The 25,717-nt window shown below is 59.3% G+C and carries 22 protein-coding genes and 1 tRNA gene; 9 read left to right on the top strand and 14 right to left on the bottom strand.

Annotated features, from left to right (window positions below; all coding sequences use genetic code 11):
• Positions 1-361 precede the first annotated feature (361 nt).
• The 4 genes from VIN96_RS09470 to VIN96_RS09455 all read right to left on the bottom strand — a co-directional run bounded on the left by VIN96_RS09470 (position 362) and on the right by VIN96_RS09455 (position 5,022).
• Positions 362-436, bottom strand: a tRNA-Gln gene (locus tag VIN96_RS09470).
• Positions 437-563: 127 nt separating this feature from the next.
• Positions 564-1,583 carry a 4-(cytidine 5'-diphospho)-2-C-methyl-D-erythritol kinase gene (locus tag VIN96_RS09465; RefSeq protein WP_331895719.1) on the bottom strand — a complete coding sequence of 340 codons (1,020 nt, stop codon included), beginning with the start codon at positions 1,581-1,583 and terminating at the stop codon, positions 564-566.
• Positions 1,584-1,596: 13 nt separating this feature from the next.
• Positions 1,597-3,333 carry a tetratricopeptide repeat protein gene (locus tag VIN96_RS09460; protein ID WP_331895717.1) on the bottom strand — a complete coding sequence of 579 codons (1,737 nt, stop codon included), beginning with the start codon at positions 3,331-3,333 and terminating at the stop codon, positions 1,597-1,599.
• Positions 3,334-3,387: 54 nt separating this feature from the next.
• A complete protein-coding gene (locus VIN96_RS09455; protein ID WP_331895715.1) occupies positions 3,388-5,022 on the bottom strand; it encodes an electron transfer flavoprotein-ubiquinone oxidoreductase in 1,635 nt (544 codons plus the stop codon).
• Between the two features lie 176 nt (positions 5,023-5,198).
• Between VIN96_RS09455 and VIN96_RS09450 the strand changes: the two genes are divergently transcribed.
• The 3 genes from VIN96_RS09450 to moaB all read left to right on the top strand — a co-directional run bounded on the left by VIN96_RS09450 (position 5,199) and on the right by moaB (position 8,628).
• A complete protein-coding gene (locus VIN96_RS09450; RefSeq protein WP_331895714.1) occupies positions 5,199-6,092 on the top strand; it encodes a uracil-DNA glycosylase in 894 nt (297 codons plus the stop codon).
• A 180-nt stretch (positions 6,093-6,272) separates the two neighbouring features.
• Positions 6,273-8,105, top strand: a complete 1,833-nt coding sequence (locus VIN96_RS09445) for a lytic transglycosylase domain-containing protein (protein WP_331895712.1) — start codon at positions 6,273-6,275, stop codon at positions 8,103-8,105.
• Positions 8,092-8,628 (top strand): molybdenum cofactor biosynthesis protein B, encoded by a 537-nt coding sequence (gene moaB / locus VIN96_RS09440; protein WP_331895710.1) that lies wholly within the window; start codon positions 8,092-8,094, stop codon positions 8,626-8,628. The genes VIN96_RS09445 and moaB overlap by 14 nt, the downstream gene beginning before the upstream one ends.
• Here the strand turns inward: moaB and VIN96_RS09435 are convergent.
• Positions 8,609-9,190: a TIGR04282 family arsenosugar biosynthesis glycosyltransferase gene (locus VIN96_RS09435; protein ID WP_331895708.1), complete on the bottom strand. Its 582-nt coding sequence runs from the start codon at positions 9,188-9,190 to the stop codon at positions 8,609-8,611. The genes moaB and VIN96_RS09435 overlap by 20 nt on opposite strands.
• Positions 9,187-9,864: a TIGR04283 family arsenosugar biosynthesis glycosyltransferase gene (locus VIN96_RS09430; protein ID WP_331895706.1), complete on the bottom strand. Its 678-nt coding sequence runs from the start codon at positions 9,862-9,864 to the stop codon at positions 9,187-9,189. Before VIN96_RS09430 ends, VIN96_RS09435 begins: the two co-directional genes overlap by 4 nt.
• Positions 9,865-9,948: 84 nt before the next feature.
• On the opposite strand from VIN96_RS09430, the gene VIN96_RS09425 reads away from it, so the two are divergent.
• The 4 genes from VIN96_RS09425 to VIN96_RS09410 all read left to right on the top strand — a co-directional run bounded on the left by VIN96_RS09425 (position 9,949) and on the right by VIN96_RS09410 (position 13,589).
• Positions 9,949-11,043, top strand: coding sequence for a PA0069 family radical SAM protein (locus VIN96_RS09425; protein WP_331895704.1), 1,095 nt, complete (start codon positions 9,949-9,951; stop codon positions 11,041-11,043).
• Positions 11,044-11,160: 117 nt separating this feature from the next.
• Positions 11,161-11,781, top strand: a complete 621-nt coding sequence (locus VIN96_RS09420) for a ribonuclease HII (protein WP_331895702.1) — start codon at positions 11,161-11,163, stop codon at positions 11,779-11,781.
• A 90-nt stretch (positions 11,782-11,871) separates the two neighbouring features.
• Positions 11,872-12,951: a site-specific DNA-methyltransferase gene (locus VIN96_RS09415; protein ID WP_331895701.1), complete on the top strand. Its 1,080-nt coding sequence runs from the start codon at positions 11,872-11,874 to the stop codon at positions 12,949-12,951.
• Positions 12,952-13,103: 152 nt separating this feature from the next.
• Positions 13,104-13,589, top strand: a complete 486-nt coding sequence (locus VIN96_RS09410) for a dCMP deaminase family protein (RefSeq protein ID WP_331895699.1) — start codon at positions 13,104-13,106, stop codon at positions 13,587-13,589.
• Here the strand turns inward: VIN96_RS09410 and VIN96_RS09405 are convergent, their stop codons facing one another.
• From VIN96_RS09405 to VIN96_RS09395, 3 genes are all read right to left on the bottom strand, one after another.
• Positions 13,590-14,447, bottom strand: coding sequence for a lysophospholipid acyltransferase family protein (locus tag VIN96_RS09405; RefSeq protein ID WP_331895698.1), 858 nt, complete (start codon positions 14,445-14,447; stop codon positions 13,590-13,592).
• Positions 14,444-15,295, bottom strand: coding sequence for a GNAT family N-acetyltransferase (locus VIN96_RS09400; RefSeq protein WP_331895696.1), 852 nt, complete (start codon positions 15,293-15,295; stop codon positions 14,444-14,446). Before VIN96_RS09400 ends, VIN96_RS09405 begins: the two co-directional genes overlap by 4 nt.
• 130 nt (positions 15,296-15,425) lie before the next feature.
• Complete coding sequence (locus VIN96_RS09395; protein WP_331895695.1) at positions 15,426-16,334, bottom strand: LysR family transcriptional regulator; 909 nt, start codon at positions 16,332-16,334, stop codon at positions 15,426-15,428.
• Between the two features lie 136 nt (positions 16,335-16,470).
• On the opposite strand from VIN96_RS09395, the gene VIN96_RS09390 reads away from it, so the two are divergent.
• A complete protein-coding gene (locus VIN96_RS09390; RefSeq protein WP_331895694.1) occupies positions 16,471-17,436 on the top strand; it encodes an MBL fold metallo-hydrolase in 966 nt (321 codons plus the stop codon).
• Between the two features lie 79 nt (positions 17,437-17,515).
• Here the strand turns inward: VIN96_RS09390 and VIN96_RS09385 are convergent, their stop codons facing one another.
• The 4 genes from VIN96_RS09385 to VIN96_RS09370 form a co-directional block, all read right to left on the bottom strand.
• Positions 17,516-18,400: a 3-hydroxybutyryl-CoA dehydrogenase gene (locus VIN96_RS09385; RefSeq protein WP_331895693.1), complete on the bottom strand. Its 885-nt coding sequence runs from the start codon at positions 18,398-18,400 to the stop codon at positions 17,516-17,518.
• Positions 18,401-18,493: 93 nt separating this feature from the next.
• Positions 18,494-19,435, bottom strand: coding sequence for an electron transfer flavoprotein subunit alpha/FixB family protein (locus VIN96_RS09380; RefSeq protein ID WP_331895692.1), 942 nt, complete (start codon positions 19,433-19,435; stop codon positions 18,494-18,496).
• A complete protein-coding gene (locus VIN96_RS09375; protein ID WP_331895691.1) occupies positions 19,435-20,184 on the bottom strand; it encodes an electron transfer flavoprotein subunit beta/FixA family protein in 750 nt (249 codons plus the stop codon). Before VIN96_RS09375 ends, VIN96_RS09380 begins: the two co-directional genes overlap by 1 nt.
• Positions 20,185-20,350: 166 nt before the next feature.
• Positions 20,351-20,911: a cob(I)yrinic acid a,c-diamide adenosyltransferase gene (locus VIN96_RS09370; protein ID WP_331895689.1), complete on the bottom strand. Its 561-nt coding sequence runs from the start codon at positions 20,909-20,911 to the stop codon at positions 20,351-20,353.
• Positions 20,912-21,188: 277 nt separating this feature from the next.
• On the opposite strand from VIN96_RS09370, the gene VIN96_RS09365 reads away from it, so the two are divergent.
• The gene (locus VIN96_RS09365; protein ID WP_331895687.1) at positions 21,189-24,056 is read left to right on the top strand and encodes a PAS domain S-box protein; all 2,868 of its coding nucleotides are present in this window, start codon (positions 21,189-21,191) and stop codon (positions 24,054-24,056) included.
• Here VIN96_RS09365 and VIN96_RS09360 read toward each other — a convergent pair.
• Positions 24,053-25,717: an acyl-CoA dehydrogenase family protein gene (locus tag VIN96_RS09360; protein WP_331895686.1), complete on the bottom strand. Its 1,665-nt coding sequence runs from the start codon at positions 25,715-25,717 to the stop codon at positions 24,053-24,055. The genes VIN96_RS09365 and VIN96_RS09360 overlap by 4 nt on opposite strands.

Here is a 25,717-nt window from a genome sequence, read left to right as displayed (position 1 = left end):
ACGAAAGTTTCAGCAAGGCGTAACCGGTAATTATCCATTGTTGGGGCGAGGAGCAATGAGAAAACCGGCTTTGTTTTAGATGCAAGGAAGTCCTGGTTTTCCTTTTCCTAATATACACGGTTGAACAATTCGGTGGAGGAGGATCTCGTTCGGTTCGTATTGTGCGGGGGATGTGAATTGATCAAAAAATGCCAAATTCAATCCGAAAACCGAAAACGGCCTAACCCTTTGTTTTTAGGGCTAGGCCGTTTTAGCTTGTCGCAGATTTAATGCGAAGTTTCGCAATTAATGTTGTGAGTTCGCAAATTAAGATGGAAATGACAATGACAAAAGGCTCCCGGTTGGGAGCCTTTTGCTGTTTTGGCTGGGGCGGTAGGATTCGAACCTACGGTGCACGGCATCAAAAGCCGTTGCCTTACCACTTGGCTACGCCCCATCACATTGACGCCCCGCATCGCTGCGGGGTGCGGAGGGGAAAATAAGGGGTATCGTCCGTATTCGCAAGCGCGAATGACAAAAAATTGCCTGTTCGTTCGAGGTCGTGGGCTACGGGGGGCGCGAGTCTAGAAAACCTGTGCGGTGTCAAGCATTTCGGCGGCGGAAACCCACCACGTGGGATGGCTTTGCGCGAGGGTGCTTGCCGCAGATTGAGCGGCGGCGCGGCTGGCAAACAAACCGAAACAGGTCGCGCCGGAGCCGCTCATGCGCGCCAGCAAGATTTCATCGAGCGCGTTCAGCGCGTCCACAACAGATTGAATTTGCGGCGTCAGCGCGATTGCAGGAGCCATCAAGTCGTTGTCGCGTTCTGCCAGCAACTGCGCCAGATGGCGGGCGTCGCGGGGGTGGTCGTGGAACCGCGCCGGAACGGAAAAATCATGGTTGGAGTCTTTGTAGGCTTTGAACACCTCGGGGGTCGAGACGCTGAGCCCTGGATTGACCAGCACCAGCCATGCAACGGGCAGGTGCGGGGCCATGTCCAGGTGTTCGCCGATGCCGCCCATGTAGGCCGGGCGACCTTCCAGGCACACGGGCACGTCGGCGCCCAGTTTCAACCCGATGGCACTGAGCATGTCGCTGCCCAAGTCATCTCGCCACAGCTTGAACAAGGTCGACAGCGCGCGCGCCGAGTCGATGTTGTCGGCGAGGTCATGGGCGACGTGATGAATGGCTTCGTCGGCGAGCTCGATGTCCCAAAACTGTGCCAGCGCTTTCAAGGCCGCGGCGGCATCCGCCGAACCGCCGCCAATGCCGGATGCGACCGGCAGGTTTTTTTCCAACGTGATGTGCGCGGTGGCCTTGATGCCGACGTGTTCGGCCAATTTACGCGCCGCGCGCAGCACCAGGTTGTCGCCATCGGCCGACAGGTCTGCGGCAAACGGTCCAGTAATGGCGAGGGTGAGGCCGTCAACGCCGTCAGGATTTTCGTCAACGGTGATGAGATCGCAGACATTGGCGAACACCACCAAGCTGTCGAGTTCGTGATAGCCGTCGTCGCGCCGTCCGGTGATGTGCAGATAGAGATTGATCTTGGCCGGGGCGGAACGGCTGACGGTGGCGCGCTGAGGTCGGGGGGACGGCGGCATGACGATGGCTCGGTTAAATCGCCGGGGCGGTTTTCAGGCCGTCTTTAAGCTTTTGGTTCAGAATTTCGGCGAGATCCGCATCGGGCTCCAACGTCTTGGCGCGTTCCCACTGGAAGCGCGCTTCGCGGGTGCGGCCGACTTGCCACAGCGCATCGCCGAGATGGTCGTTGATCACCGGGTCGGCGGGGCGCAGCATCACCGCGCGCTCAAGCTTTTTCACAGCTTCGTCGAATTGACCGAGACGGTACAAGCCCCACCCCAGACTGTCGACGATGTAACCGTCGCGGGGACGTAAATCGACGGCTTTTTCGATCATCTTCAAGGCGCGGTCCAGGTGCAAACCCTGGTCGATCCACGAGTAGCCGAGATAGTTGAGCACCAAGGGTTGATCGGGTTCGAACTCCAAGGCCTGGAGGAAATCTTTTTCGGCCAAAGGCCAACGGTCGGTTTGCTCATAAGCGATGCCGCGGGCGTAAAACACCGTCCAATGCCGGGCGTCGATTTTTTCGATGCGCTTGAATGCGTCGGTATAGGCCTCGGCGGCTTCTTTGAAACGTTCGTGGCGGCGCAAGACATCGCCCAGTTCAATCAGCGGCACTTCGCGATCCGTGCGTTCGCGCGCCAATGCGCGCAGCATGTGCACGGCGTCGTCGGTATTGCCCATCCGGTCGAGGTTGTCGGCCATGCGCATGCGCGTGTTCCAGCTCAGCGGCGAATCCTTGGGCACGGTTGCATAAATGGCGTTGGCGTCGGCGTAACGTTCCTTCGCTTCCAGCGCGGCGGCGGCGACGACATTGGCGGCGGTCATGTTTGGGCGCAGATATAAAGACAGATGGGCGAGCACTTGGACGCGGCTGTCACCGGCCTGGGACTGGAGCACGCTGGCGATGTTGAACAGCGCTTCGGCGGCGCCGTCTTGTGCGGTGGCGACGTCCAGGGGGCGTTTCTTGTTGGCTTTGCGACGGGCCTCAGAAAGGGCCAGCATGGCCGCGCCTTCGCCGTCGTTGGTGAATTTCGAATACAGCTCGGTGGCTTTGTCGAATTTGCCGAGCCGTTCGAAGTGTCCACCCAAAAGTTCGGTAATGCGGGTCGACATGCCGGCTTTGGCGAGCACGCTGACGAACAGGTCTTCCGCCGCCTTGGCGTTTCCGGCGCGTTCTTCGATCAGGGCGGCGTGCAGGTCGTGCAGAGCCTCCAACGCCGATTCTTCCTTCATCTTCGCCAGCGCCTGCAAGGCGCCTTGATGGTCGTTTTGACCGACCTTGGCCCAAGCGATCAGGGGCGGGGCCAGCAGCCGCACCAAACCTGTTTTTTCGTCTTTCAACAGCTCCTCGACGGGCGCGAAGTTATTGATCTTGATCGCGTGGACCGCGCGCAACAGATTGGCGAAGGGAGCTTTCTCTCCGGCTTTTTCGACCTTTTCGAGCGACGTGAGCGCTTCGTCGATGCGCCCTTCGGTCAACGCCAGAATATAGATGCGTTTGTATAGGTCTGCGGTGGCGAGATCGCCGCGGGTGGTGGCGATACCGTAGTATTGCATCGCGGCCAGGCTTTGACCGACCTGTTCGGCGTGGCGGCCGGCGAGATAATTTCCCGCGGCGCTTTCGCCGATGTGGGGCTGGCCATCTGATGCCGGCACCACCGTCGGGGCGCTGAGAACACATCCGGATACAAACAGCAGCGCCGCGAACGTGCGCAGCGGACGGAGAGACGGACCCAAAGGCCGCAGAGGGGGGCGTTGAGCAAACATGCGCAGAGTGTAGCCGCCCCACGCGCGCCGGGCAACAAACGGGAACGCGTATTTTTACATATTCGGATAATTAGGCCCGCCGCCGCCTTGCGGGGTGGTCCACACGATGTTTTGCGTCGGATCCTTGATGTCGCAGGTCTTGCAGTGGACGCAGTTCTGGGCGTTGATCTGAAGGCGTTTGCTGTCTGGGTCGCCTTCGACCTCGACGAATTCATAAACGCCGGCAGGGCAAAAGCGCGCCTCCGGCCCGTCATAAAGAACCAAGTTGGTGTTCACCGGCACCCGATCGTCCTTGAGGGTCAGGTGACAAGGCTGGTCTTCTTCGTGGTTGGTGTTGGAAACGAATACCGAACTGAGCTTGTCGAAGCTCACCACCCCGTCGGGTTTGGGATAGTCGATTTTCAGCGGCGCTTGTGCGCGCTTCAATTGGTCGTGGTCGCTGTGATGACTGAATGTCCACGGCGCGCGCCCGGCGAATAGATAGGTGTCGATGGCCGAATAGGCGATGCCTGCCCACAGGCCGTTTTTGAACGACGGGCGAATGTTGCGCGACTTGAACAGTTCCGCCCACAACCACGATTTTTGGAGCGTTTCGGGATAGGCGTCCAACAACGCGGGGGCGTTTTCGCCCATCGCTGCGACAATAGCGTCGGCGCATTCGATGGCCGATTTCATCGCCGTGTGCGAACCCTTGATGCGCGGCACGTTCATGAAACCAGCCGACGCGCCGATCAACGCACCGCCGGGGAAGATCAGCTTGGGAATCGCTTGAAAACCACCTTCGTTGAGCGCGCGCGCGCCATAGGCGATGCGCCGCCCGCCTTCGAACACCGGGCGGATTTTGGGATGGGTCTTGAATCGCTGCATCTCATCGAACGGCGATAGATAGGGGTTGGTGTAATCCAGCCCGACGATGAAGCCCACCGACACCAGATTGTCGCCCAGGTGATAGAGGAACGAGCCACCGTAGACGTCGCTGGTCAGCGGCCAGCCGACGGTGTGGATGACGGTGCCGGGTTTGTGGTTTTCGGGTTTGATTTCCCACAGTTCCTTGATGCCGATGCCGTACGTCTGCGGGCCGATGCCGTCGCGCAGGCCGAACTTGGCCATCAACTGCTGCGACAGCGAGCCGCGGCAGCCTTCGGCGAACAGGGTGTAGGTGGCGTGCAATTCCACGCCCGGTTCGAAATTGGGGCCTTCTTCGCCCGCTGCGGTGCGGCCCATATCGCCGGTGGCGACGCCTTTGACGCGGCCGTCGTCGTGATAGAGGATTTCGGCCGCTGCGAACCCCGCGAACACCTCGATCTCCAGCGTTTCGGCCTGTTCGCCCAACCAGCGCGTCAGCGCGCCCAGCGAAGCGACGAAATTACCCGCGTTGTGCATTTGTGGCGGTGTCGGCAGCTTGAACGCGGATTGGGAGGTCAAAAACAGGAATTGGTCGTCCGTGACCGGGGTGGTGAGCGGCGCACCTTTGTCTTGCCAGTCGGGAAACAGTTCGGTCAGCGCGATCGGGTCGATCACCGCGCCGGACAGGATATGCGCGCCGATTTCGGAACCCTTTTCCAGCACGCACACGGAAATGTCTTTACCCGCCACTTGCGCCTGTTGCTTGATGCGGATCGCCGCCGTCAGGCCCGCCGGGCCGCCCCCGACCACGACCACGTCGAATTCCATCGATTCCCGTTCCATGCGCTTTGCGCTCCTGCTCTGCCCTGTGTCTTGGCCATTATAATTCTCGGCCCGGGTTTTGCGCCCGGTTACATTCTTGAAATTAAACCTCAGGATTGGAAATGCTGCAACTGCGAAATAATGATTTGCGGTGCAGCAAGGCTTTCCTTGCCCGGTGACGATGGTATGGTGTGGCCATGAACGCATTTGAAGACGCTCTGCACCATCCCGCCGACGTTTTGGCCTGGTATCTCGATGCCGGGGTGGACGAGGCCGTGGGTGAAGAACCTCTGGACCGTTACGCCCTGGTGCGCGAAGCCCAGGCCCAGCGTGACGCCGAGGCGCAAGCGTTGCTGAAAGACGCCAACGCCGGACATGCCGCACACCACGCTGCGCACAGTGCACAGACCGGAGGGGTGCCGACGCCCGCCGGTCGCGCCGGACCCGCGCAGGTCCGACCGAGCGATGGCGGCGTCGGCGAAGAGGCGATGAAAAGCGCCGTCAAATTGGCCCGTGAAGCTAAGAACCTGGATGAGCTACGTGCGGTTTTGCAAGATTTCGACGGCTGTCCGTTGAAAAAGACCGCGATGAACCTGGTGTTCGGTGACGGCAACCCCGATGCGCGGCTTGTGTTGATCGGCGAAGCACCGGGCGCGGATGAAGATCGCCAAGGCGTGCCGTTCGTCGGCGCCAGCGGTCAGCTTTTGGACAAGATGCTGGCGTCCATCGGCTTAAATCGCTCGGACGTGTTTATTTCCAACACCGTGTTCTGGCGCCCGCCAGGCAATCGAACGCCCAATTCCGGCGAAATCGCGGTCTGTCTGCCGTTCGTCGAACGCATGATCGAGCTGATCGATCCGGCCATCTTGATCACCGTTGGCGGACCGGCGACGCATTCGCTTTTGGCGCAGCAAGGCAGTGTGTCCCGCTTGCGTGGCCGCTGGTTCACTTATGAAACCGGACGAATGTCACATCCCATCGCCGCCAGTGCGATCTATCATCCGGCTTATTTGCTGCGCACGCCGGCGCACAAACGCGAGGCCTGGTCCGATTTGATAGCGATCAAGGCTAAGCTGGCCGAGCTTGCCTAACGTTGCGTCGCGCGCCGTTTGGCGGCCCCCGTTGCCACATGTGCGGCTGTGACGTATAAGATTTATCAATATTTAGGGGGGATGATAAAACCCGATTCGGGCGTTGTCTTCCATATGCATAAAGTCAGAAACGCGCGGTGTCCGATCCGCTGTGCCGTGAGTGGGGTTGTTTAAAACATTATGCCTTCCATAAGACTGGTTTTGCGTGCGATGACGTTCGCCGCGTCCGTGGCGGGCGCGGTTGTGTCGATGCCATCGGTAAGTGCCGCCCAAGAGGCCGCGCCCGAGCTGGCGTCGCTGCCCGCGATGCAAGTCGGCCAGGTCGCCCTACCCAGCGTGTTGAGCGCCGATGACGCCGAGCTCTATCGCACCATTTTCGCCCTGCAGGAAAAAGGCGATTGGGCCAAAGCCGATCGTGAAATCAAAAAGCTCACCGACCGGCTGCTGATGGGCCACGTGTTGGCGCAGCGCTATCTGCATCCCACCAAGTACCGTTCGAAATACAAAGAACTCAAGGCGTGGCTGGCCGAATACGCCGATCACCACGATGCTCAGCAGATCTACAAACTGGCGCTCAAACGCCGTCCGGCGAATTACAAATATCCGGACAAGCCGATCATCGGCCGTGGGCTGTATCAACCCGCGACGTCGTCCGACGCCGCCGAAGGGCCCAAGCGCAAGCACCTGAACCGCGAACAGCGCCGCCGCGTTGCGCGCCTGAAGGTCACCATCAAAAGCCACCTGCGCAAAGGCCATACCTTGGCGGTGAAAAAGCTGATCGAAACGGCCGAGGTCAAAAAGCTGTTCGACGATTACAACATGGACTGGGCGCGTGGACGTCTCGCCCATGGTTATTTCATGGCCGGGCGCGACCAGTGGGCGGTCGAGTGGGCTGAAAAAGCCGCCAGCCGTTCAGGCAAATATCAGTCGGGGCTGCACTGGACGGCGGGCTTGGCGCAATGGCGTCTGGGGCAGCTGGACAAAGCCGCGGAACACTTCGAATTGTCGGCAAAGTATGACGCTTCACCCTGGTCCCATTCCGCCAGCGCGTTTTGGGCCGCGCGCGCGCATTTGATTTCGCGTCGTCCGGAAAAGGTCATGGCGTTGCTGGAACAGGCCGCCGAACACCCGCGCACGTTCTACGGCATGTTGGCGAGCAAGCTGTTGGGCCGCGAGCCGGCGTTCAACTGGGACCTGCCGCCAATGGATGGCACCGAGGTGCAAGCGCTGCTGCAACACAACGGCGGGCGGCGCGCCCTGGCTTTGCTGCAAATTGGCGAAGACGTTATTGCCGAAAAAGAAATGCGCCAAACCGCGCGGTTGGCCCCGCGTGAGCTGTCGCGCGGCATGCTCGCCATCGCCGCGCACACCGGCATGGCGGAACTAACCATGCGCCTGGACGCGATGCTCTATCCCAACGGCGGCGGTTTCGACGGTGCGTCCTATCCGTTGCCGTCGTGGGAACCGGCGGACGGGTTCAAGGTCGACCGAGCGTTGATTTACGCCCTGGTGCGTCAGGAATCGCGCTTCAACCCCAACGCCAAATCCGGCGCGGGCGCACGCGGTTTGATGCAGTTGATGCCGGGCACCGCGAGCTTCGTCGCGCGCGACCGAACCTTGCGCTGGAACAAGCGTTCGGAACTGTTCGATCCGCAGTTTAATTTGCAGCTGGGGCAAAAATACATTTCGCTGTTGCTCAGCGACGACAAAATCCAAGGCGACCTGTTCTTGATGGCTGCGGCTTGGAACGGCGGTCCGGGCAATCTCAACAAATGGCGGCGCAACGTCGATGACATGGACGATGCGTTGTTTTTCATCGAAAGCCTGCCGTCGCGTGAAACCCGTATTTTTATCGAACGCGTGCTGACCAACTTGTGGATTTATCGCAATCGCTTAGGTCAAAGCGCGCCGTCCCTGGACGCTGTCGCCTCGGGTGTTTGGCCCAGCTACAGCGCGTTGGGTGCAGGTCAAAGCCAACAACCGCAAGAGGTCGCCGCCAATGTCCAAAATTGAAGGGGAGCGCGTATTTTTACCGGTGCGCATCGCGGTGTTGACGGTGTCGGACACCCGCACGTTGGAAACCGATAAATCGGGCGACACCTTGGTGCAACGCATCGAAGGCGCGAACCACATCGTCGCCGCGCGCGAAATCATCAAGGACGACGTGCCGATGTTGGTCGAACAGCTTAAGGTCTGGATCGCGGACGACGACATCGACGTGGTCATCGCCACCGGCGGCACCGGCCTGACCGGCCGCGACGTGACGCCCGAAGCGTTCGCCCAGGTGCAGGAAAAAGAAATTCCGGGTTTTGGTGAGTTGTTCCGCTGGATCAGCTATCAAAAGATCAAGACCTCGACCATTCAGTCCCGCGCCACCGCGGGTCTCGCCAACGGCACCTATCTGTTTGCGCTGCCGGGTTCGACCGGGGCGTGCAAGGACGCGTGGGATGACATCTTGGTCCATCAACTCGACGCCCGCACGCGGCCGTGCAACATGGTCGAACTGATGCCGCGCCTTAAAGAGCACCTCGTTTAAGGTCGGCTTCGTCGTCGACGTCGCTGAGCGTTTCGATAAAACCGATCTTTGCGCCGACCGGCACATTGGCGATGGTGTCATTGAGCGCGTGTTCGCTCGACCAGCGCACGCCTGCAAACGGGTTGATCGGGCACGGACGGCGTTTCGCGCCGACCAGCCAATAACCGCCGTCGGTGGCGGGGCCGAACACCAGGTCGTTTTCACCCAACGCTTCGAACGCCGCCGCGATGTGCGTCGCGGTGATGTCGGGGATGTCGCTGCCGACGATGACAACAGGGCCAGGCGGCAGATCTAGCCACGGCCTAAGCATGCGATCGCCCAAATCGCCGTCGCCTTGGGAGATCAGCGTCCAACCCTTGGGCCACATGCGCGGCTCGAACCGCGATCGGTCCGGCGTGACGCTCAGCCAACATCGCCAACGGTCATCTTTCAACTTGCGGGCGACATCAAACAGGGTGCGACGCTGAAACGCCCACGCCCCGACTTGCCCGATATCTTTGGCAAGGCGGGATTTGACCCGACCGATGCGTGGCGCTTTGGCCATCAAAACCAGATGCCTCATCGATACAGGCTTTCGATCCAGCGTGGGGGTGCGCCCAACAGATACAACGCCAAACACAGCACGTTGCGCGTCGGGCGCGCCCACCAGCCACCGGATTGGTAGCGCGTAGCCGACGTGGTGACGGTGCGGTTGATGCGTTTGAGGCGCATCGGCCCGATGCGGCGTACCAAGTCGACATCTTCCATCAAATTTTGCTCGGCGCGAAAACCGCCGACAGCTTCGTAAAGGTCGCGGTGGATCAGCAGGCCTTGGTCGCCGTAAGGCAAGCCCAACACATCGGCGCGCCAATTGGCCAACGCCGCGACACGGCGGGCGGCGCGACTTTGGATGTCGAAGCGAAGGCGAAAATAGCCAGCTAGGTTTTGGTTGCGTTCAAGGGTGATGAAGCGGCTGAGATCCGCTTCCCAATCATCGGGCAACACGGTGTCGGCGTGTAGAAACAAGAGCCACGGTCCCTTCGCCACCTCAGCGCCGTGGGCCAGTTGGCGGCCGCGTCCGGGCTGGGTCTCGATCAGTTTGGCGCCTTGATCGGCGGCGATGCGGGCGGTGTCGTCGCTGGAACCGCCATCGACCACCAGCACGTCCAGCAGTGGCGGCGCCGACGCCTGGACGCTGTGCAAGGTGCGGCCCAAGGTTTGTCCGGCGTTGAGGGTGGGGATGATGACCGACAGCATGGGCAAAGATTAGCATGCTCTAGGCGGTTGAAAAGAGACTTCGGTGTTCTTGTAATGTTCCGTCCATTCGCTTATGCTTCGACGATGATCGATATCGTACCGAATCAGCCCAAAAAAGGCCGGGGCGCCGTGTCCAACCATGCCGGGCGGTTCGAGCCGCACGCCCGCGTCGCCGTCGACGATGGTTGGGATTTGGCTGGTGAGGGGGCCGAGCTCGATAAGCTCAAGACCGAGGTGACGGTTGAATGTGCCAAGTCGGCGTTGACGCGCAACGCCTCGCCGGATCTGCCCTTTGACCGATCGCTCAATCCTTATCGAGGCTGCGAACACGGCTGCGTGTACTGTTACGCGAGGCCCTCGCACGCCTACATGAACCTGTCGCCGGGATTGGATTTCGAAAGCAAACTGTTCGTCAAAGACAATCTGGCGACAGTGTTGGAAGTGGAACTGCGCAAGCCCAGCTATAGCCCCGCCCCGGTGATGATTGGCGCCAACACCGATCCCTACCAGCCGATCGAACGGGAACGGCGCATCACCCGCCAAGTTCTGGAAATTCTGCACGCCTATCGCCACCCCGCCGTGATCATCACCAAATCGCATTTGATCACGCGCGATGTGGATATCTTGGCCGACATGGCGGCGCGCAATCTGGTTTCTGTGGGCATCTCGTTGACCACCTTGGACCGCGATCTTGCCCGCACCATGGAACCGCGCGCCGCGACACCGGCCAGACGTCTTGAGGCAATGGAAGTTCTGTCTGGTGCCGGTGTTCCGGTGGCGGTGCTCGCCGCCCCGATGGTGCCGACGCTGAACGACCACGAGTTGGAAGCCATCTTGCAGTCGAGCGCGGAGGCTGGGGCGCGGGTCGCAACCTACATCTTGTTGCGGTTGCCACGCGAACTTAAAGGCCTGTTTGGAGAATGGCTGCAGACACACGCCCCAGGCAAAGCCAAGCGGGTGATGAGCTTGCTGAGCCAGTCGCGGGGCGGCGGGCACAACGATCCCAACTTCGGTACGCGCATGACCGGCACCGGGGTGCACGCCAAGTTGTTGAGCCAGCGGTTTTGCTTGGCGTGTAAGAAATTGGGATTGGCACCCGCCGATCCCGGTGAGTTTAAGCTGAACGTCGATGCTTTTTCCCGGCCGCCGCAGGTCGGAGACCAACTGGCCTTACTCTAACAGGCGTCGGGATCACAAGGTCTGAAGAACGCCCCTTGGCAAACTGCAGCCGTCGGACAACAATGCGTTTCGCGATAGCCTGTTTCCTCTTCGACGATCATCCGAAAGACCAAAGCCGTGCCTGACTTTTCCTTCGAATTGAGCAAGCCCGGCCTTGTCGCCGGGGTCGATGAGGCGGGGCGCGGTCCATGGGCCGGGCCGGTGGTGGCGGGGGCGGCGATTCTCAACCCGAAAACCTTGCCGCAAGACCTGATCGACGGCTTGGACGATTCCAAAAAACTTAAGGCTGAAAAGCGTGAAGCGCTGTTGTTGCGTTTGCGGCAATCCGACGCGGTGCTGGGCGTTGGCGTGGCGAGCGTCGCTGAAATCGATGAACTGAACATCTTGCAAGCGACCATGTTGGCGATGCGCCGGGCGGTGGTGGATTTGGCCGTGGTGCCCGATTACGCCTTGATTGACGGCAACCGCGTGCCGAGCGGCTTGCCGTGCGCGGCCGAGGCGGTGGTCAAAGGCGACGGGCGCTCGCTGTCCATTGCCGCCGCATCCATCGTCGCCAAGGTCAGCCGCGACCGCATGATGGCCGAACTCGACCGCCTGTACCCGGGCTACGGGTGGGCGGCCAATGCGGGCTATGGCACCAAAGCCCATCAAGACGGTCTCAAGCGTCTTGGTATCACCCCTGAGCACAGAAAAAGTTTTGCCCCAATTCGCAAGATGTTGAGTCCAGCAGATTCCTGAGACTCAATATGTAGGTCTAACAAAATCTACTAACATATTGATTCTATTTAATTCCTTGACGGCGATTCATGTGTCGGTCATGTTGCCCACATGAGCAATTCAATCTTACCGCTGAACAAGATCCTGGTCGGGGACTGTATCGAAAACATGGAAAGCCTTCCCGAAGGCTCCGTCGATATGATCTTTGCCGACCCGCCGTATAACCTTCAATTGGGGGGTGATCTGCATCGCCCCAACAACACCAAGGTCGACGCCGTCGATGACGATTGGGACCAATTTGAAAGTTTTCAGGCCTACGACGAGTTTTCCCGTCGCTGGTTGAAAGCCGCGCGCCGGGTGTTGAAGCCCGATGGCACCTTGTGGGTGATTGGCAGCTATCACAATATTTTCCGCGTCGGCGCGGTGTTGCAGGACCTGGGGTTCTGGATGCTCAACGACGTGATTTGGCGTAAAACCAACCCGATGCCCAATTTCCGGGGACGGCGCTTTACCAACGCCCACGAAACCATGATTTGGGTGGCCAAGGACAAGGACGCGCGCTACCGCTTTAATTACGAAGCGATGAAAGCGCTGAACGACGATTTGCAGATGCGATCGGACTGGACCTTGCCAATCTGTTCGGGTGGCGAGCGGTTGAAGAAAGACGGCAAAAAAGCCCATCCGACGCAAAAGCCGGAAAGCCTGCTGTATCGCGTGATTTTGAGTTCGTCCGAACCCGGCGACGTGATCTTGGATCCGTTTTTCGGCACCGGCACCACCGGCGCGGTCGCCCGTAAATTGGGCCGCAACTGGATCGGCCTGGAACAAGACCCCGAATACGCCGAGATCGCAGAGGCCCGCATCAAACGCGTCAAAGCGCAACAGGATCTCGAGCTTCTGCGCACCCACAGTAAGCGCACCGCGCCGCGCATTCCGTTCGGCACCGTGGTTGAACGCGGACTGCTCAAGCCCGGCGATGTGCTGTACGACAACCGCCGCCGCTTTTCCGCACGGGTACGCGCCGACGGCACGCTGGTGACGGCGGAATTTCAGGGCTCGATTCATCAGGCCGGGGCGTTTGTGCAAAAAGCGCCCAGTTGCAACGGCTGGCAGTTCTGGCACGTCGAGCAAAAAGGTCAGCTGGTGTGCATCGACGCCTTCCGCGAAAAAATCCGCGCTGAAATGCACTGAACAAATTTGGGGGGTGACCTCCAGGGCTCCCGGTATTTCACATTGTTCCAGGTCGCACTCGAACATGATTCCGGGGGCCCATTTTATCTTCACTTGCGTTGAGCAGGAGCGTTCCCTAGAAACAAAGGGAACGCTTTTTTGTGAGGGCCGCAATGTCGCTAAAATGGGATTCCCGCTTTATCCGCTTGGCGCGTGAAATCGCGTCGTGGTCCAAGGATCGCTCCACCCGTGTCGGCGCGGTGATCGTGGCCGAGGACAAGACGCCCAGCTCGTACGGTTACAACGGTTTTCCCCGCGATATAGACGATGATGCGGCGGAACGCCACGAACGTCCCGACAAATACGACTGGACCGAACACGCCGAACGCAACGCCATCTACAACGCCACCCGTACCGGTCAGACGCTGCTCAACAACACCATCTACGTGACCCACATTCCATGCCCCGATTGCGCCCGCGCCATCTTGCAGGTTGGCATCAAGCGCGTGGTGGTCGACAAAGCCTCGGTCTCGGATGCCGATTTTCAAAAGCGCTGGGATGAAAAGGGCCAATTTTCCGAACGCATGTTCAAGGAAGCCGGCGTGGTGATGGATTACAGCGAAGCGCTCACTGAAGAGCAGATCCGCGAAACGAAATGATTATTCGCCGCTGACGTGGGGCACCGGTTCCATTAAGGGATCCAACATCGGGTCGAATTCCAGATCAAAGACGTCCTCGTTGTGGGGTGCGCCGAGCGATTTTTGCAAAGCGTTTGCGACCACGGTTTCGCATGCTGTAGCGAGATGCTTGCGGTCTCTGAAGGCGCTCGCCAGCAGCGGGGGGTGAAAAACCACCTCGACTTCGCAGCCGCTGATGCCGAACACGTTGAGCAGATGCGGGGCCAGGGTCATATCGCCGAACCAGGTGTAGTTTTCGCGTTCTCCCTGACTGAGCGCCCGGCCCTGTTTATGGCGCGCGTAAACGATGCTGACGGGCTGCACCCAGGCTTCGCGGGTGACGTCCTCAAGCGCAGAAAACAGTGAGCTCTTGAACCGTTTGACGTGCGAGCCGTCGGTCGAGGTGCCTTCGGGAAACAAGATCAGGCTGGCGCCTTTGTTCATACGCGCCGCGAGAAGCTCACGCTGTTGGGCAGCATCCGCGCCGTTGCGGCTGATGAACACGGTGCGCGAAATGCGTGCCAGAAAACCGAACAACGGCCAGTCCGCGACCTCGCTTTTGGCCACGAACACGCCGCCGCCGACGGCTGCGCCCAACACTGGAATGTCGAGATACGAGCTGTGGTTGGCGGCGAACAAGGCGATGTCTGCGCCGGGCATGCCACGCACCTTGAGGCGCAAGCCGGTCAGTACTGCGCATCCTTTGAAAAAAAGCCTGGCGATATGGTGACGTTTGCCGGGTGCGGCGGCGAGCAGCAGGGCATAAGGCCCCAAAAGCACGCCGACCAACACCACGAATAAACCGAGCTTCACACCCGCACGAAGGGGGGAGAACCTCATGCAGCCGCGTCCCGTTTGGTTGTGGCACCGGACTGTGCCGTGGTTTGCGCATGGCCTTCGGCAGCGGCTTTGTCGCTGTCGCGGGTGTAATGGTTGAGGTATTTGGACGTGACGTTTTCGGTTTCCACGATGATGTTCACATCGACCGTATTGAAATCGTAATCGATCACGGCGCCATCGCCGATCACGCCGCCGACACGCAAGTAGCCTTTGATCAGCGGCGGCAACTCACGCAGCGCCTGACCGGCATCGATGGTGTCTTTGGCCATCATGTTCATATCGACGAAGCGGCTGTCCAGGGCGTGCGTGCGGATATGGCGCGGCGCCAGGTGGTGGTGATAGAGATACGACAGCGGCAGCTTCATGTCGCCGGGATTGGTGCCGGGGATCGAGGCGCAGCCGAACATGTATCGGATCTGGTGCTTGAACACATAATCGGCGATACCGCGCCATAACAGCTGCATGGTGCCGCGTGAACGATAGTCGCTGTCGATGCAGCTGCGGCCCAATTCCAAAACCGGGCCGGAGCGATGGATCAGCGGACCCAGTTCAAACTCGCTTTCCGAATAAAAGCCGGCGTATTGGTCGGCGACATCGCCGCGCAACAAACGATAGGTGCCGACCACGCAGGGGTTCGCCGCAGAGCCACGCTCGCGGTCGATCACCAGCAGGTGATCGCAGAATTCATCATACGGGTCGAAGTCGCGCTCGGTCTTCAGCACGCGCGGGCTGGCTTTCGCGCCCATCTCTTCATAAAAGATGCGATAGCGCAGCGCCTGAGAGGCGTCGACTTCGTGGTCAGATTCGGCCAACCGAATCTCGAGATTGTTTACGATCAGAGGCTTCACAGCGCCACGTCCTTTTCCGGGTCTCATAAAAACCAGGAAAGGATCGGCCAATCTCATGATGAGCGCATGACGAGGGCGTGAAAATTCTTTGTCGCTTCGGTTTCGGATTTGTTGCGAAAGCGCCCGGGTGTCAACGGCATTGAGCCATGAAGGCGCGCACCCAATCCTTGATAAACGACGAAAACAATTTCATTTTCAGCGGCATATATTCGCGCTGTTCGCGGATCAGATAGAGCTTCAGTTCGTCGAGTTCATATTCGTTCAATAGCACGGTGATGCGGTCTTTCTCGCGTTCACAGGCGTGAATGTAGGACGGCAAAATCGCGATGCCGACACCCTGGGCGACGGCTTCTTTCATAAAGTTCGGGTTGTTGGCGCGGTAGTTGCCACTGACCGCGATGGAGTGGCTGCCCGCCGCATTGTTCAAGTTCCAGATGTCTGAACCGATCCGTGTGTGGACATAGCGCAGGCAGTTGTGATGCTTCAGGTCTTGAGGCGTTTGTGGCGTGCCGTGTCGCGCCAGATACGACGGTGCGGCGCAGACATTCAATTTGATGCGGGCGATCTCGCTCGCCACCAAACTGGAATCGGGCAACGACGGCGCCAGTCGCAGGGCGAAGTCGATGCGCCCTTCGGTGAAATCGACGTTTTCGTCCGTAAGACGCGTTTCCAGCGTGATCGCGGGATACTGAAGGGAGAATTGTGCAAAAGCCTGATTAAGGACCGTCGCGCCGAGGCCCGAGGGGCAGGTGATGCGCAACGTTCCCTTGGGTTCGCCATGCAGTTCGGAAACGATGTTGGTTGCGACATCGGCTTCGGCAAGAACCTTGAGGCTTTGGGTGTAATACGCTTCACCTGTCTCGGTGAGGCTGAGGCGGCGCGTCGAACGGCTCAGTAATTTGGCGCCCAAACGTCCTTCCAGCCAGGAAATCTGCTTGCTGGCCAGAGACGGCGAGATTGCGATCTCATGGGCGGCCTTGGTGAAACTTTGCGTTTCCACCACCCGAACGAAGGTGTGCATACACGTGAGGGTGTCCATTCGGTTTCCTTAAGATTATAATATTTCCATATTGGAAAAAGTATCATGACTATTTGGCAATTTAAATGTGTTTATGGAATATATATGGTGTTCTCAGGCATCCCAATACGGGATGGTGTTGACAGGAGAACACACCATGATTGTTCAGAAAATAGTCGCCGGGATGTGTACTGCACTGCTGGCGTCCACGCTGAGCGTTGCGGCGCTGGCGGGCGCGGGGCCCGCGCCGGTGCAGCCCGATCACCCGGACCATAGCCATACGCCGGGCCCGAACATCGCGATCGGTCCGATCAGCGTTGGCGGCAACGTTTCGGTGGTGATGGGGCTGAACGGATTTGCAGGCGGCAATGTCGGGGTGTCGGCGGGGCCGGACGGACTGTTGATCGTCGATGATTTGCTGCCCGGTTTCGAGCACAAGCTGGAAGATGTGCTGAGCACCATGAAAACCTGTGCCGAATGCGGTGAACTCAAATACCTGATCAACACTCATTGGCACTTCGATCACGTCGGCAATAACGAACACTTTGGCGGTGCGCCGGTGGTGATCGCACACGAAACCGTGCGGCCGTTGTTGGCTGAGCCGCAAGAATTCAAGATGTTTGCGATGCATTTTCCCGCCAAAAGCCGCGCCGGTTTGCCGGATGTAACGTTTACGCAAAAAGCATCGGTGTTCTTCAATGGTGAAGAGATCGAGCTGACCCATTTCCCCAAAAGTCACACCTCGGGTGACATTGTTGCGTACTTCAAGGACTCTAAAGTGCTGCATTTGGGCGATCTGTATTTCAACGGCATGTTCCCGGTGATTGATCTGGAGCACGGCGGCAGTGTGCAAGGCATGATCGCGAGCATCGAGGCCGTGCTCGAACAGTACCCGGCCGACACCAAGGTCATTCCCGGTCACGGCCCGGTCTCGGATATGAAAGAGGTTAAGGCCTACTTGGGCATGCTGAAATCCACCACCAAAGCGGTGGCGACGGCAAAGCAAGCGGGGCTGAGCTTGGACGATGTAAAAAAGCAGGGCCTCGACATGCAGTGGGCGTCGTGGTCATGGTCGTTCGTGTCGACGGAAACGTGGATCACGTTTGTCTACAACAGCCTGTAGTCGGTCTTTGCGTATCGCCAAAAAAAAGGGCGCGAGACCGAACCGGTCTCACGCCCTTTTCATTTCTTCCTGAACGCACTTAACGCGTCGGCACAGGCTCATCGCCGGAATAGTCGTAGAAGCCTTTGCCGGTCTTTTTACCCAGCCACCCGGCTTCGACGTATTTCACCAGCAACGGGCAGGGGCGGTACTTGGAATCGGCCAAGCCGTCGTGCAGCACGTTCATCACCGCCAGGCAGGTGTCCAAACCGATGAAGTCGGCCAGCTGCAACGGGCCCATCGGATGGTGCGCGCCCATGCGCATGGCATTGTCGATGGCGGCCACGGTGCCGACCCCTTCGTACAGGGTGTAGACGGCTTCGTTGATCATCGGCATCAGCATGCGGTTGACGATGAAGGCCGGGAAATCTTCGGCCGGAACGGGTGTCTTGCCCATCTTCACCGCTAAGGCGGAAACCGTCTTGAAGGTTTCTTCGTTGGTGGCGATGCCGCGGATCATTTCCACCAGCTCCATCGCCGGAACCGGGTTCATGAAATGCATGCCGACGAATTGCCCGGGGCGGTCGGTCTTGGCCGCCAGGCGGGTGATGGAAATGGATGAGGTGTTGGACGCGATGATCGCTTCGGGTTTCAAGACCGGGCAGAGATCTTGGAGGATGGCCTTTTTGACCTCTTCGTCCTCGGTCGCCGCTTCGATCACCAGATCGGCGTCGGAGAACGCGCTCATTTCGCTGCCGATCGAGATGCGCGGCAGCGCGGCATCGACGTCGGCCTGTTCGGCTTTGCCTTTTTCGACTTGGCGGTCCATGTAGGATTTGATGGTATCGAGCGCCACGGCCAAGGCATCCGCGTTGCTATCCAGCAGATGGACGTCGTATCCCGCGAGCGCCGAAACATGGGCGATGCCGCGCCCCATTTGGCCCGCACCGATCACGCCGATCTTCTTGATGTTTTCCACAGACATAATATTCCTCGTTCCCTTGCAATGGCCCACCACGGTGATTTGAAACCGCGAAGCCAACTTTTTAGCCCGAATTTGGCGTGGCGTCGAACGCTGTTATAGTTTTTGTGCGAGTTCCGGCAACACGTCGAACAGATCCCCGACCAAGCCGTAATCGGCGACTTGGAAGATTGGCGCTTCTTCGTCTTTGTTGATGGCGACGATGACTTTGCTGTCTTTCATGCCGGCCAGATGTTGAATGGCGCCGGAAATGCCGACCGCGATGTAAAGTTCCGGGGCAACAACCTTGCCGGTTTGGCCGACTTGATAGTCGTTGGGGGCAAAGCCCGCATCCACGGCCGCGCGCGATGCGCCGACGGCGGCGCCCAGTTTGTCCGCGACCGCTTCCAACAAATGGAAATTCTCGCCCGAGGCCATGCCACGGCCACCGGAAATAATCACGGATGCGGCGGTCAGTTCGGGGCGTTCCGACTTGGTCAGTTCAGCGCCGACAAAGGACGACGTGCCAGGGCCATCAACTGCAGTGATGGTATCGACTGCAGCGGTGCCGCCTTCGGCGCTGGCGGCTTCGAACGCCGTGGTGCGCACGGTGATGACTTTCACCGCATCGCTGCTTTTGACCGTGGCGATGGCATTGCCGGCATAGATGGGGCGCTTAAAGGTGTCGGCATCGATCACCGCCGAGATGTCGGAAATTTGCTGCACGTCCAACAAGGCGGCGGCGCGCGGCATGATGTTTTTGCCGGTGGTGGTGGCCGCGGCCATCAAGGCGCTGTAATCACCCGCAAGCTGAACCAGGATCGGAGCCACGTTTTCAGCCAGCGCGTTTTGCAACGCGGGCGCGTCGGCGACCAGCACCTTGGCGACGCCGTCGATTTTGGCGGCGGCATCACTAACGCCGGCGCAGTCGGCGCCAACCACCAGCACGGCGACATCGCCCCCGGCGGCAGCGCACAGTTGCTTGGCGGCCGCGACGGCGTTGAGGGTTTGCGGTTTCAGTTCGCTGTTGTCGTGTTCGGCAAGAACCAGGACGCTCATCAGATCACCTTTGCCTCGGTCTTGAGTTTTTCCACCAATTCGGCCACGTCTGCGACCTTGACGCCGGCTTGGCGGGTGGCGGGTTCTTCGACGCTGACGATGTGCAGGCGTGCGCTCACATCGACGCCGAGCTCATCGGTGGTGAGCTTGTCGATGGTTTTTTTCTTCGCCTTCATGATGTTGGGCAGCGACGCATAGCGCGGCTCGTTCAAACGAAGATCGGTGGTCACCACTGCGGGGATGGCGAGGCTGAGCGTTTCCAGGCCGCCATCGACTTCGCGGGTGACGGTGGCTTTACCCTCTGCAATCGCCAGCTTGGATGCGAAGGTGCCTTGCGGCCAGCCCAACAAGGCGGCGAGCATCTGGCCGGTCTGATTGCTGTCGTCGTCGATGGCCTGTTTGCCGAGCACCACCAGATCTGGTTTTTCCCGCTCGACGATGGCTTTGAGCAGCTTGGCGACCGCCAGCGGCTCCAAAACTGCGTCGGTTTCGACGTGGATGCCGCGGTCCGCACCCATGGCGAGGGCGGTGCGGATGGTTTCTTGAGCTTGGGCGACGCCCAAGGACACGACGACAATTTCCTCAGCCGCGCCGGCTTCTTTCAAGCGTACGGCCTCTTCGACGGCGATTTCGTCAAAGGGGTTCATGGACATTTTCACGCCCTGGGTTTCGACACCCGTCCCATCCGTTTTGACGCGGATTTTGACGTTGTAGTCGACCACCCGTTTGACGGCGACCAAAACCTTCATATTCTTTGTTCCGGTATCTGTTTGATGGTTATCCGGCTTCCCGTGCGGCTACAGTCTAGACGCCACAGCCAAGCCCTGAGCTTAGGCAAGTTTTGCCGCACCTGCAAACTCTTTTCGCAGGTGCGAAGGGCGATTTGCATAAGGGATCGTGGTGCGCCGGGCGAAATTAATCGCTGCCGCCCGGTTGCCACAGAATGTCGGCTTTGCCCATGTCGTTTTCAGCCCGCGACAACTGAAACAATAAATCGGACAAGCGGTTCAAATATTTCAGAATTTCTGGGTTGAGCGGGCTTTCGGCATGCAACTGCACGACGCGGCGTTCGGCGCGGCGCACCTGGGCGCGGGCCATGTGCAGACGCGCCGATGCTTCGCTGCCGCCGGGCAACACGAAACTGGTCAGCGGCCCCAATTGATCGGAAAGGGTGTCGATTTCCGCTTCCAGCGCCGCCGCGCGTCCGTCCGCAAGACGCAAGGCACCCTCGATCTCGCCGGGGGTGGCCAGGTCCGCGCCCAAATCGAACAGATCGTTTTGCACCCGCGCCAGAAGGTGTGCGCTATGGCTATCGGGCTTTAGAGCGGCCCGCGCCAGCCCGATGGCGGCGTTGGCTTCATCGACATCGCCGATGGCCATGAACCGGTCGTGGCTTTTGGTCAGCCGGGAGCCGTCCACCAAGCCGCTTTCGCCGCCGTCTCCGCCCCCGGTGTAGATTTTGGTCAGCTTGACCATGCAGCTTCTCCTGAATTTGATGAGTTAGAAATGTTTGATAACGTCCCGGTTTGCAAGGAGTCTCATCCAAATGGACAAGTTGCGTGGAGGGGGGTCGAGAGGTAACGTAATGAGCCTGACAGACCATGACAACTATTCTTCAAGTTGTAGGGTTGCCGTTTGGTGCGCCTGGAGGACACTGAAACGAGAATATGGAGCCGGCATGGCGTCCGATAACACAAACGATAAGCAGACAACTGGACAGCGCGTCAGACATCGTCTGATGCGAACGGTTGGCATGAGGCGGGGCAGCCCAATTCCGTGCGCCTGCGGCTCGTCTGTGCACGATGGTGAAGCCGGTGAGCGCTCAGACCTCGAAAGCGAATACAAAAAATTCTTTCAAGCGGTGGAGGCCAGCCCGTCCAGCGTGGTCATCACGAACCGGGACGGGGTGATCGAATACGTCAACGAACGGTTCATCGCCAGCACGGCCTACAGCCGCGAGCAAGCCGTTGGACGCAAGCCCAGCTTATTGAAGTCGGGGCGTACGCCTCCTGAAGTTTATGAAGATTTATGGAGCACCATCAACGCCGGAAAAATCTGGCGCGGTGAAATGTGCAACCGTAAACGCACGGGAGAACACTATTGGGAAGCCACGGCCATTGCGCCGATTTTCGGCGCTGACGGTGAAATCACCCACTTCGTCGCGGTCAAGGAAGACATCACGGCACGCCGTCACGCTGAAAGCGCTTTGCAACGCCGTCAGGAACGCGACGCCATTCTCGCCGACGTCACGCGGGTGCTATTGGCCGAGGCCTCGACGGACGGGATGGAAGAGGCCCTGAAGATTCTGTGCCAAGGCCTAAACGCGGAGCGCGGATTTCTGTTTCGCCTGTCGCCTGACGAACAGACCATCAGCAACACCTACGAATGGGTGCAAGATGGCGGGCAATCGCGGCGCGAACACTTGATGGGCTTGGCGTGTGAGAATTTCGGATGGTGCTTGGATCAATTTCGCGTAGGCAAAAGCATCGCCGTCGATAACGCCGCCCATCTACCCGACGAGGCGGCGGAACTGAAAAGTATTTTGTTGAGCACCGACGTTCAGGCCACGATCACCGCACCCATACAAATGGGAGGGAAGTTTATCGGCTTCATCGGTGTCGATGTCGATCAAGCCCCGCGCGTCTGGAGTGCTGACGACATCCGCCATCTTGAGCGCGGCGCAGAGATTGTCGGCCTGGCGCTGCTGCGCATGGACGCAGAAGAGGAATTGCGCGAAACCCGCGACCGTGCTTATCGCGCAGAGCAAAACCTCACCGATGCCATTGAAAGCATGCCTGAGGGTTTCGTGCTGTATGACCACGACGGCAAACTGGTGATCTGCAATTCGCGCTTTCGCAACGATTACAACTATAGCGAAGAACAGACCCGACCCGGCGTTCACTTCACGGACTTGGGGCGCATAGATGTGCAGTCGGGCACAGTCGTCGTGCCGGACGGTTACAAGGACGCCGAAACATACCTGCAGACCAAACTGAAGTATCGTCTCAAACTCGAAGGCACCTTCCCGGTGGTGCTCAAAGACGGTCGTCATTTGATGACGCGCGATCGCCGCACATCGTCAGGTGGATTGGTCAGCGTGCAAACCGACATCACGAAAATCAAGCAGACGGAAGAAGCGCTGCGCACGTCGGAACGAAAGTTCTGGAGCGTTTTTCACGCCAGTCCAAGCTTGATGACCATAACGAACGCCCAAAACGGCCGCTTCATCGACGTCAATGCCAAGTGGGTCGAGGTGATTGGTTATGACTATGGTGAAGCCGTCGGCAAGACGGCCGCAGAATTGAAGGTATGGCCGTCGGTTGAGACGCGAAAACGCATGCTGGAGATGTTTGACGACAACGGCGTTCTGACCAATTTCGAAACTCGCTTAAGAACCCGCAGCGGCAAGATGCGCGACTTGCTGATTTCGGGTGTGCGCATGCCGGTCGACGGCGAAGATGCGATGCTTTTGGTTTACCATGACATCACCGAACGCAAGACTATGGAGCGTGCATTAAAGAATTCCGAGCAAGAGGTGCGCACCATCCTCGACAATATCGTTGAAGCCTTCTATCGAACCGACAACGAGGGCAGGATAACGATGTGTTCTGCTGCAATTGAAAATCTACTCGGTTACAAGCCGGACGAACTGATTGGCGTCCAAGCGCGGGAACTCTATGTCGACCCAAATGATCGTGAGGGCTACCTGCAAGCATTGAAGAAAAACCGCGGGCGGGTGCGAGATTACGAAGTGCGTTTGCAGCGCAAAGACGGCTCGGAGATCTGGGCGGCGTCAAGCGGCCATTACATCTATGACCGCGACGATAACGTGGTTGGCCTGGAAGGCACGACACGCGATATCACCCGGCGTAAAAAAGCCGAACATGAACTGTTGCTGGCCAAGGAACAGGCGGAGCAAGCCTCGGCGGCGAAGACCGAGTTTTTATCTGGCATGAGCCACGAGTTGCGCACGCCATTGAATTCGATCATCGGATTTTCTCAAATGTTGGAACTGCACAGCGCAACGCTTTTGTCGGACAAGCAGCAAGAATATCTCGACATCATCAGAACGTCCGGCGAGCATCTCCTGACGTTGATCAATGAAATTCTGGATCTCGCCAGTGTCGAGGCAGGGCGCATGCATGTGCATCTCAAACCCGTGTCTGCGGCCGGTGTGATCGATGAATGCGTGACGTTGGTTCAGCCGTTGGCGTTGAAGCGGTCGGTGCGCTTCGCCGTTGCAGAGATCGCCGGTCCGCAGGTCCAGATCCAAGTGGACCGGATGAAGTTCAAGCAAGTCCTGCTCAACTTGATGAGCAATGCGGTGAAGTACAACGTTCAAGGCGGTCGCGTTGAAATATCCGCCAGAAATGACGGCGCCGGTGGCTTGCGCATCGATGTCACCGACACCGGGCAGGGCTTGAGCGCGGACGAGTGTGCGCAACTGTTCGAGCCTTTTCAGCGCCTGGGCGCGGAACGCACGGACGTTGAAGGCACCGGGCTCGGCCTAGTGCTGGCGAAACGCATGATCGACGCCATGGGCGGCGATGTGCGCGTCACCAGCGCGCCGGGTCTAGGCTCGACGTTTACGGTCGTCGTGCCGCTCGCGCATACGGACTAAGGCTTGAGAAGTCCGCGCGCGATGACGTGGGCTTGGATCTCGGCGGCACCTTCGAAAATATTGAGGATGCGCGCATCCACCAACACCCGCGACACCGGGTATTCCAACGCATAACCGTTGCCGCCGTGCACCTGCAAGGCATTGTCGGCATTGGACCACGCGACCCGTGCAGCGAGCAGTTTGGCCATGCCCGCCTCGATATCGGAGCGGTGCTCTAGGTCCTTTTCGCGCGCCGCGAAATACGTCAGTTGCCGTGCGATCTGCGTTTCCACCGCCATCCAGCCGAGCTTGCCCGCGACGCGTGGGAAGTTGACGATGGGCTGGCCGAATTGGATGCGATCGTGGGCATAACGCAGGCCCAGTTCCAACGCGTTGGTCGCCACGCCGACGGCGCGCGCCGCCGTTTGAATGCGCGCGGCTTCGAACGTCGCCATCAATTGCTTGAAGCCTTGGCCTTCTTGCGCGCCCAACAATGCCGACGCCGGAACTTCCAAATTGTCGAATGCCAGTTCGTACTCTTTCATACCCCGATAGCCGAGCACTTCGATCTCGGTTCCGGTCATGCCTTCAAGCGGGAAGGGGTTGCTGTCCGTGCCGCGCGGTTTTTCGATGACGAACATCGACAGACCCTTGTAACCGGGTTCGTCGGGATTGGTGCGCGCCAGCAGCGTCATCACGTCGGAACGCGACGCGTGGGTGATCCAGGTCTTGTTGCCGGTGATGCGGTAAACGTCGCCGTCGCGCACCGCGCGGGTCTTGAGCGACGCTAGGTCCGATCCGGTGTTGGGTTCGGTGAACACCGCGGTCGGTAAAATCTCGCCGCTCGCAATCGCGGGCAGATACTTTTGCTTTTGTTCGTCGGTACCACCCAGTGCGATCAATTCCGCCGCGATTTCCGAACGGGTGCCGAGCGAGCCGACGCCGATGTAGCCACGCGACAGTTCTTCGGTGACCACGCACATGGCGGTCTTGCCCATCTCCAACCCGCCGAACTGCTCGGCGATGGTCAGGCCGAACACGCCAAGCTCAGCCATTTGGTTGACGATCTCGTCGGGGATCAGGATGTCGTTGTCATGCCACGTCGGTGCGTTGGGCGCGACCTCTTCGGCGGCGAAACGGCGAAACTGCTCTTGCACCATGTCGAGGGTTTCGTCACCCAATCCGTCGTTGCCAAACATCGCGGTGTTGATGTCCAACAGCTCGGCGATGCGGACGCGGGCGTGGTTGGTGTTGCCGTCTTGGATCAGGGTCTTGATCGCGTCGGTGTAAAAGCCGCGCACCGTTTCCGGGGCGACGCCCAGATCGCGCGGACGGACGATTTCGACTTGGCTGATGGGAATGCCGCCGACCATTTGCGACAGATATTCCGCCGTGCCGACCTGCAGGATCAAGTGTTCCAGCTCGCCCAATTGTCCGGCTTCTTCTAAGCGTTCGGCCCAGCCGACCAGATGTTCGATGGCCACGGCGTAGGTGCTCAGCCACGAAAAACCGTGGGCGGCGAATTGCTCGGCATCCAACAGGGCAGCATCGATCTTGCCGTCGCGCACGATTTTCGCCTGCACGCTGGCGCGTGCGGCTGCGACCAGCGACGTGCAGTCGCTGGCGGCCTGTTTGCACAAGCTCAGGGCATCGTCGAGAAGGGCGTCATGTGTGGTGCTCAT

The organism is Magnetovibrio sp., from assembly GCF_036568125.1.
Lineage (GTDB): Bacteria > Pseudomonadota > Alphaproteobacteria > Rhodospirillales > Magnetovibrionaceae > Magnetovibrio.
This window is presented reverse-complemented; position numbering and strand designations above follow the sequence as displayed.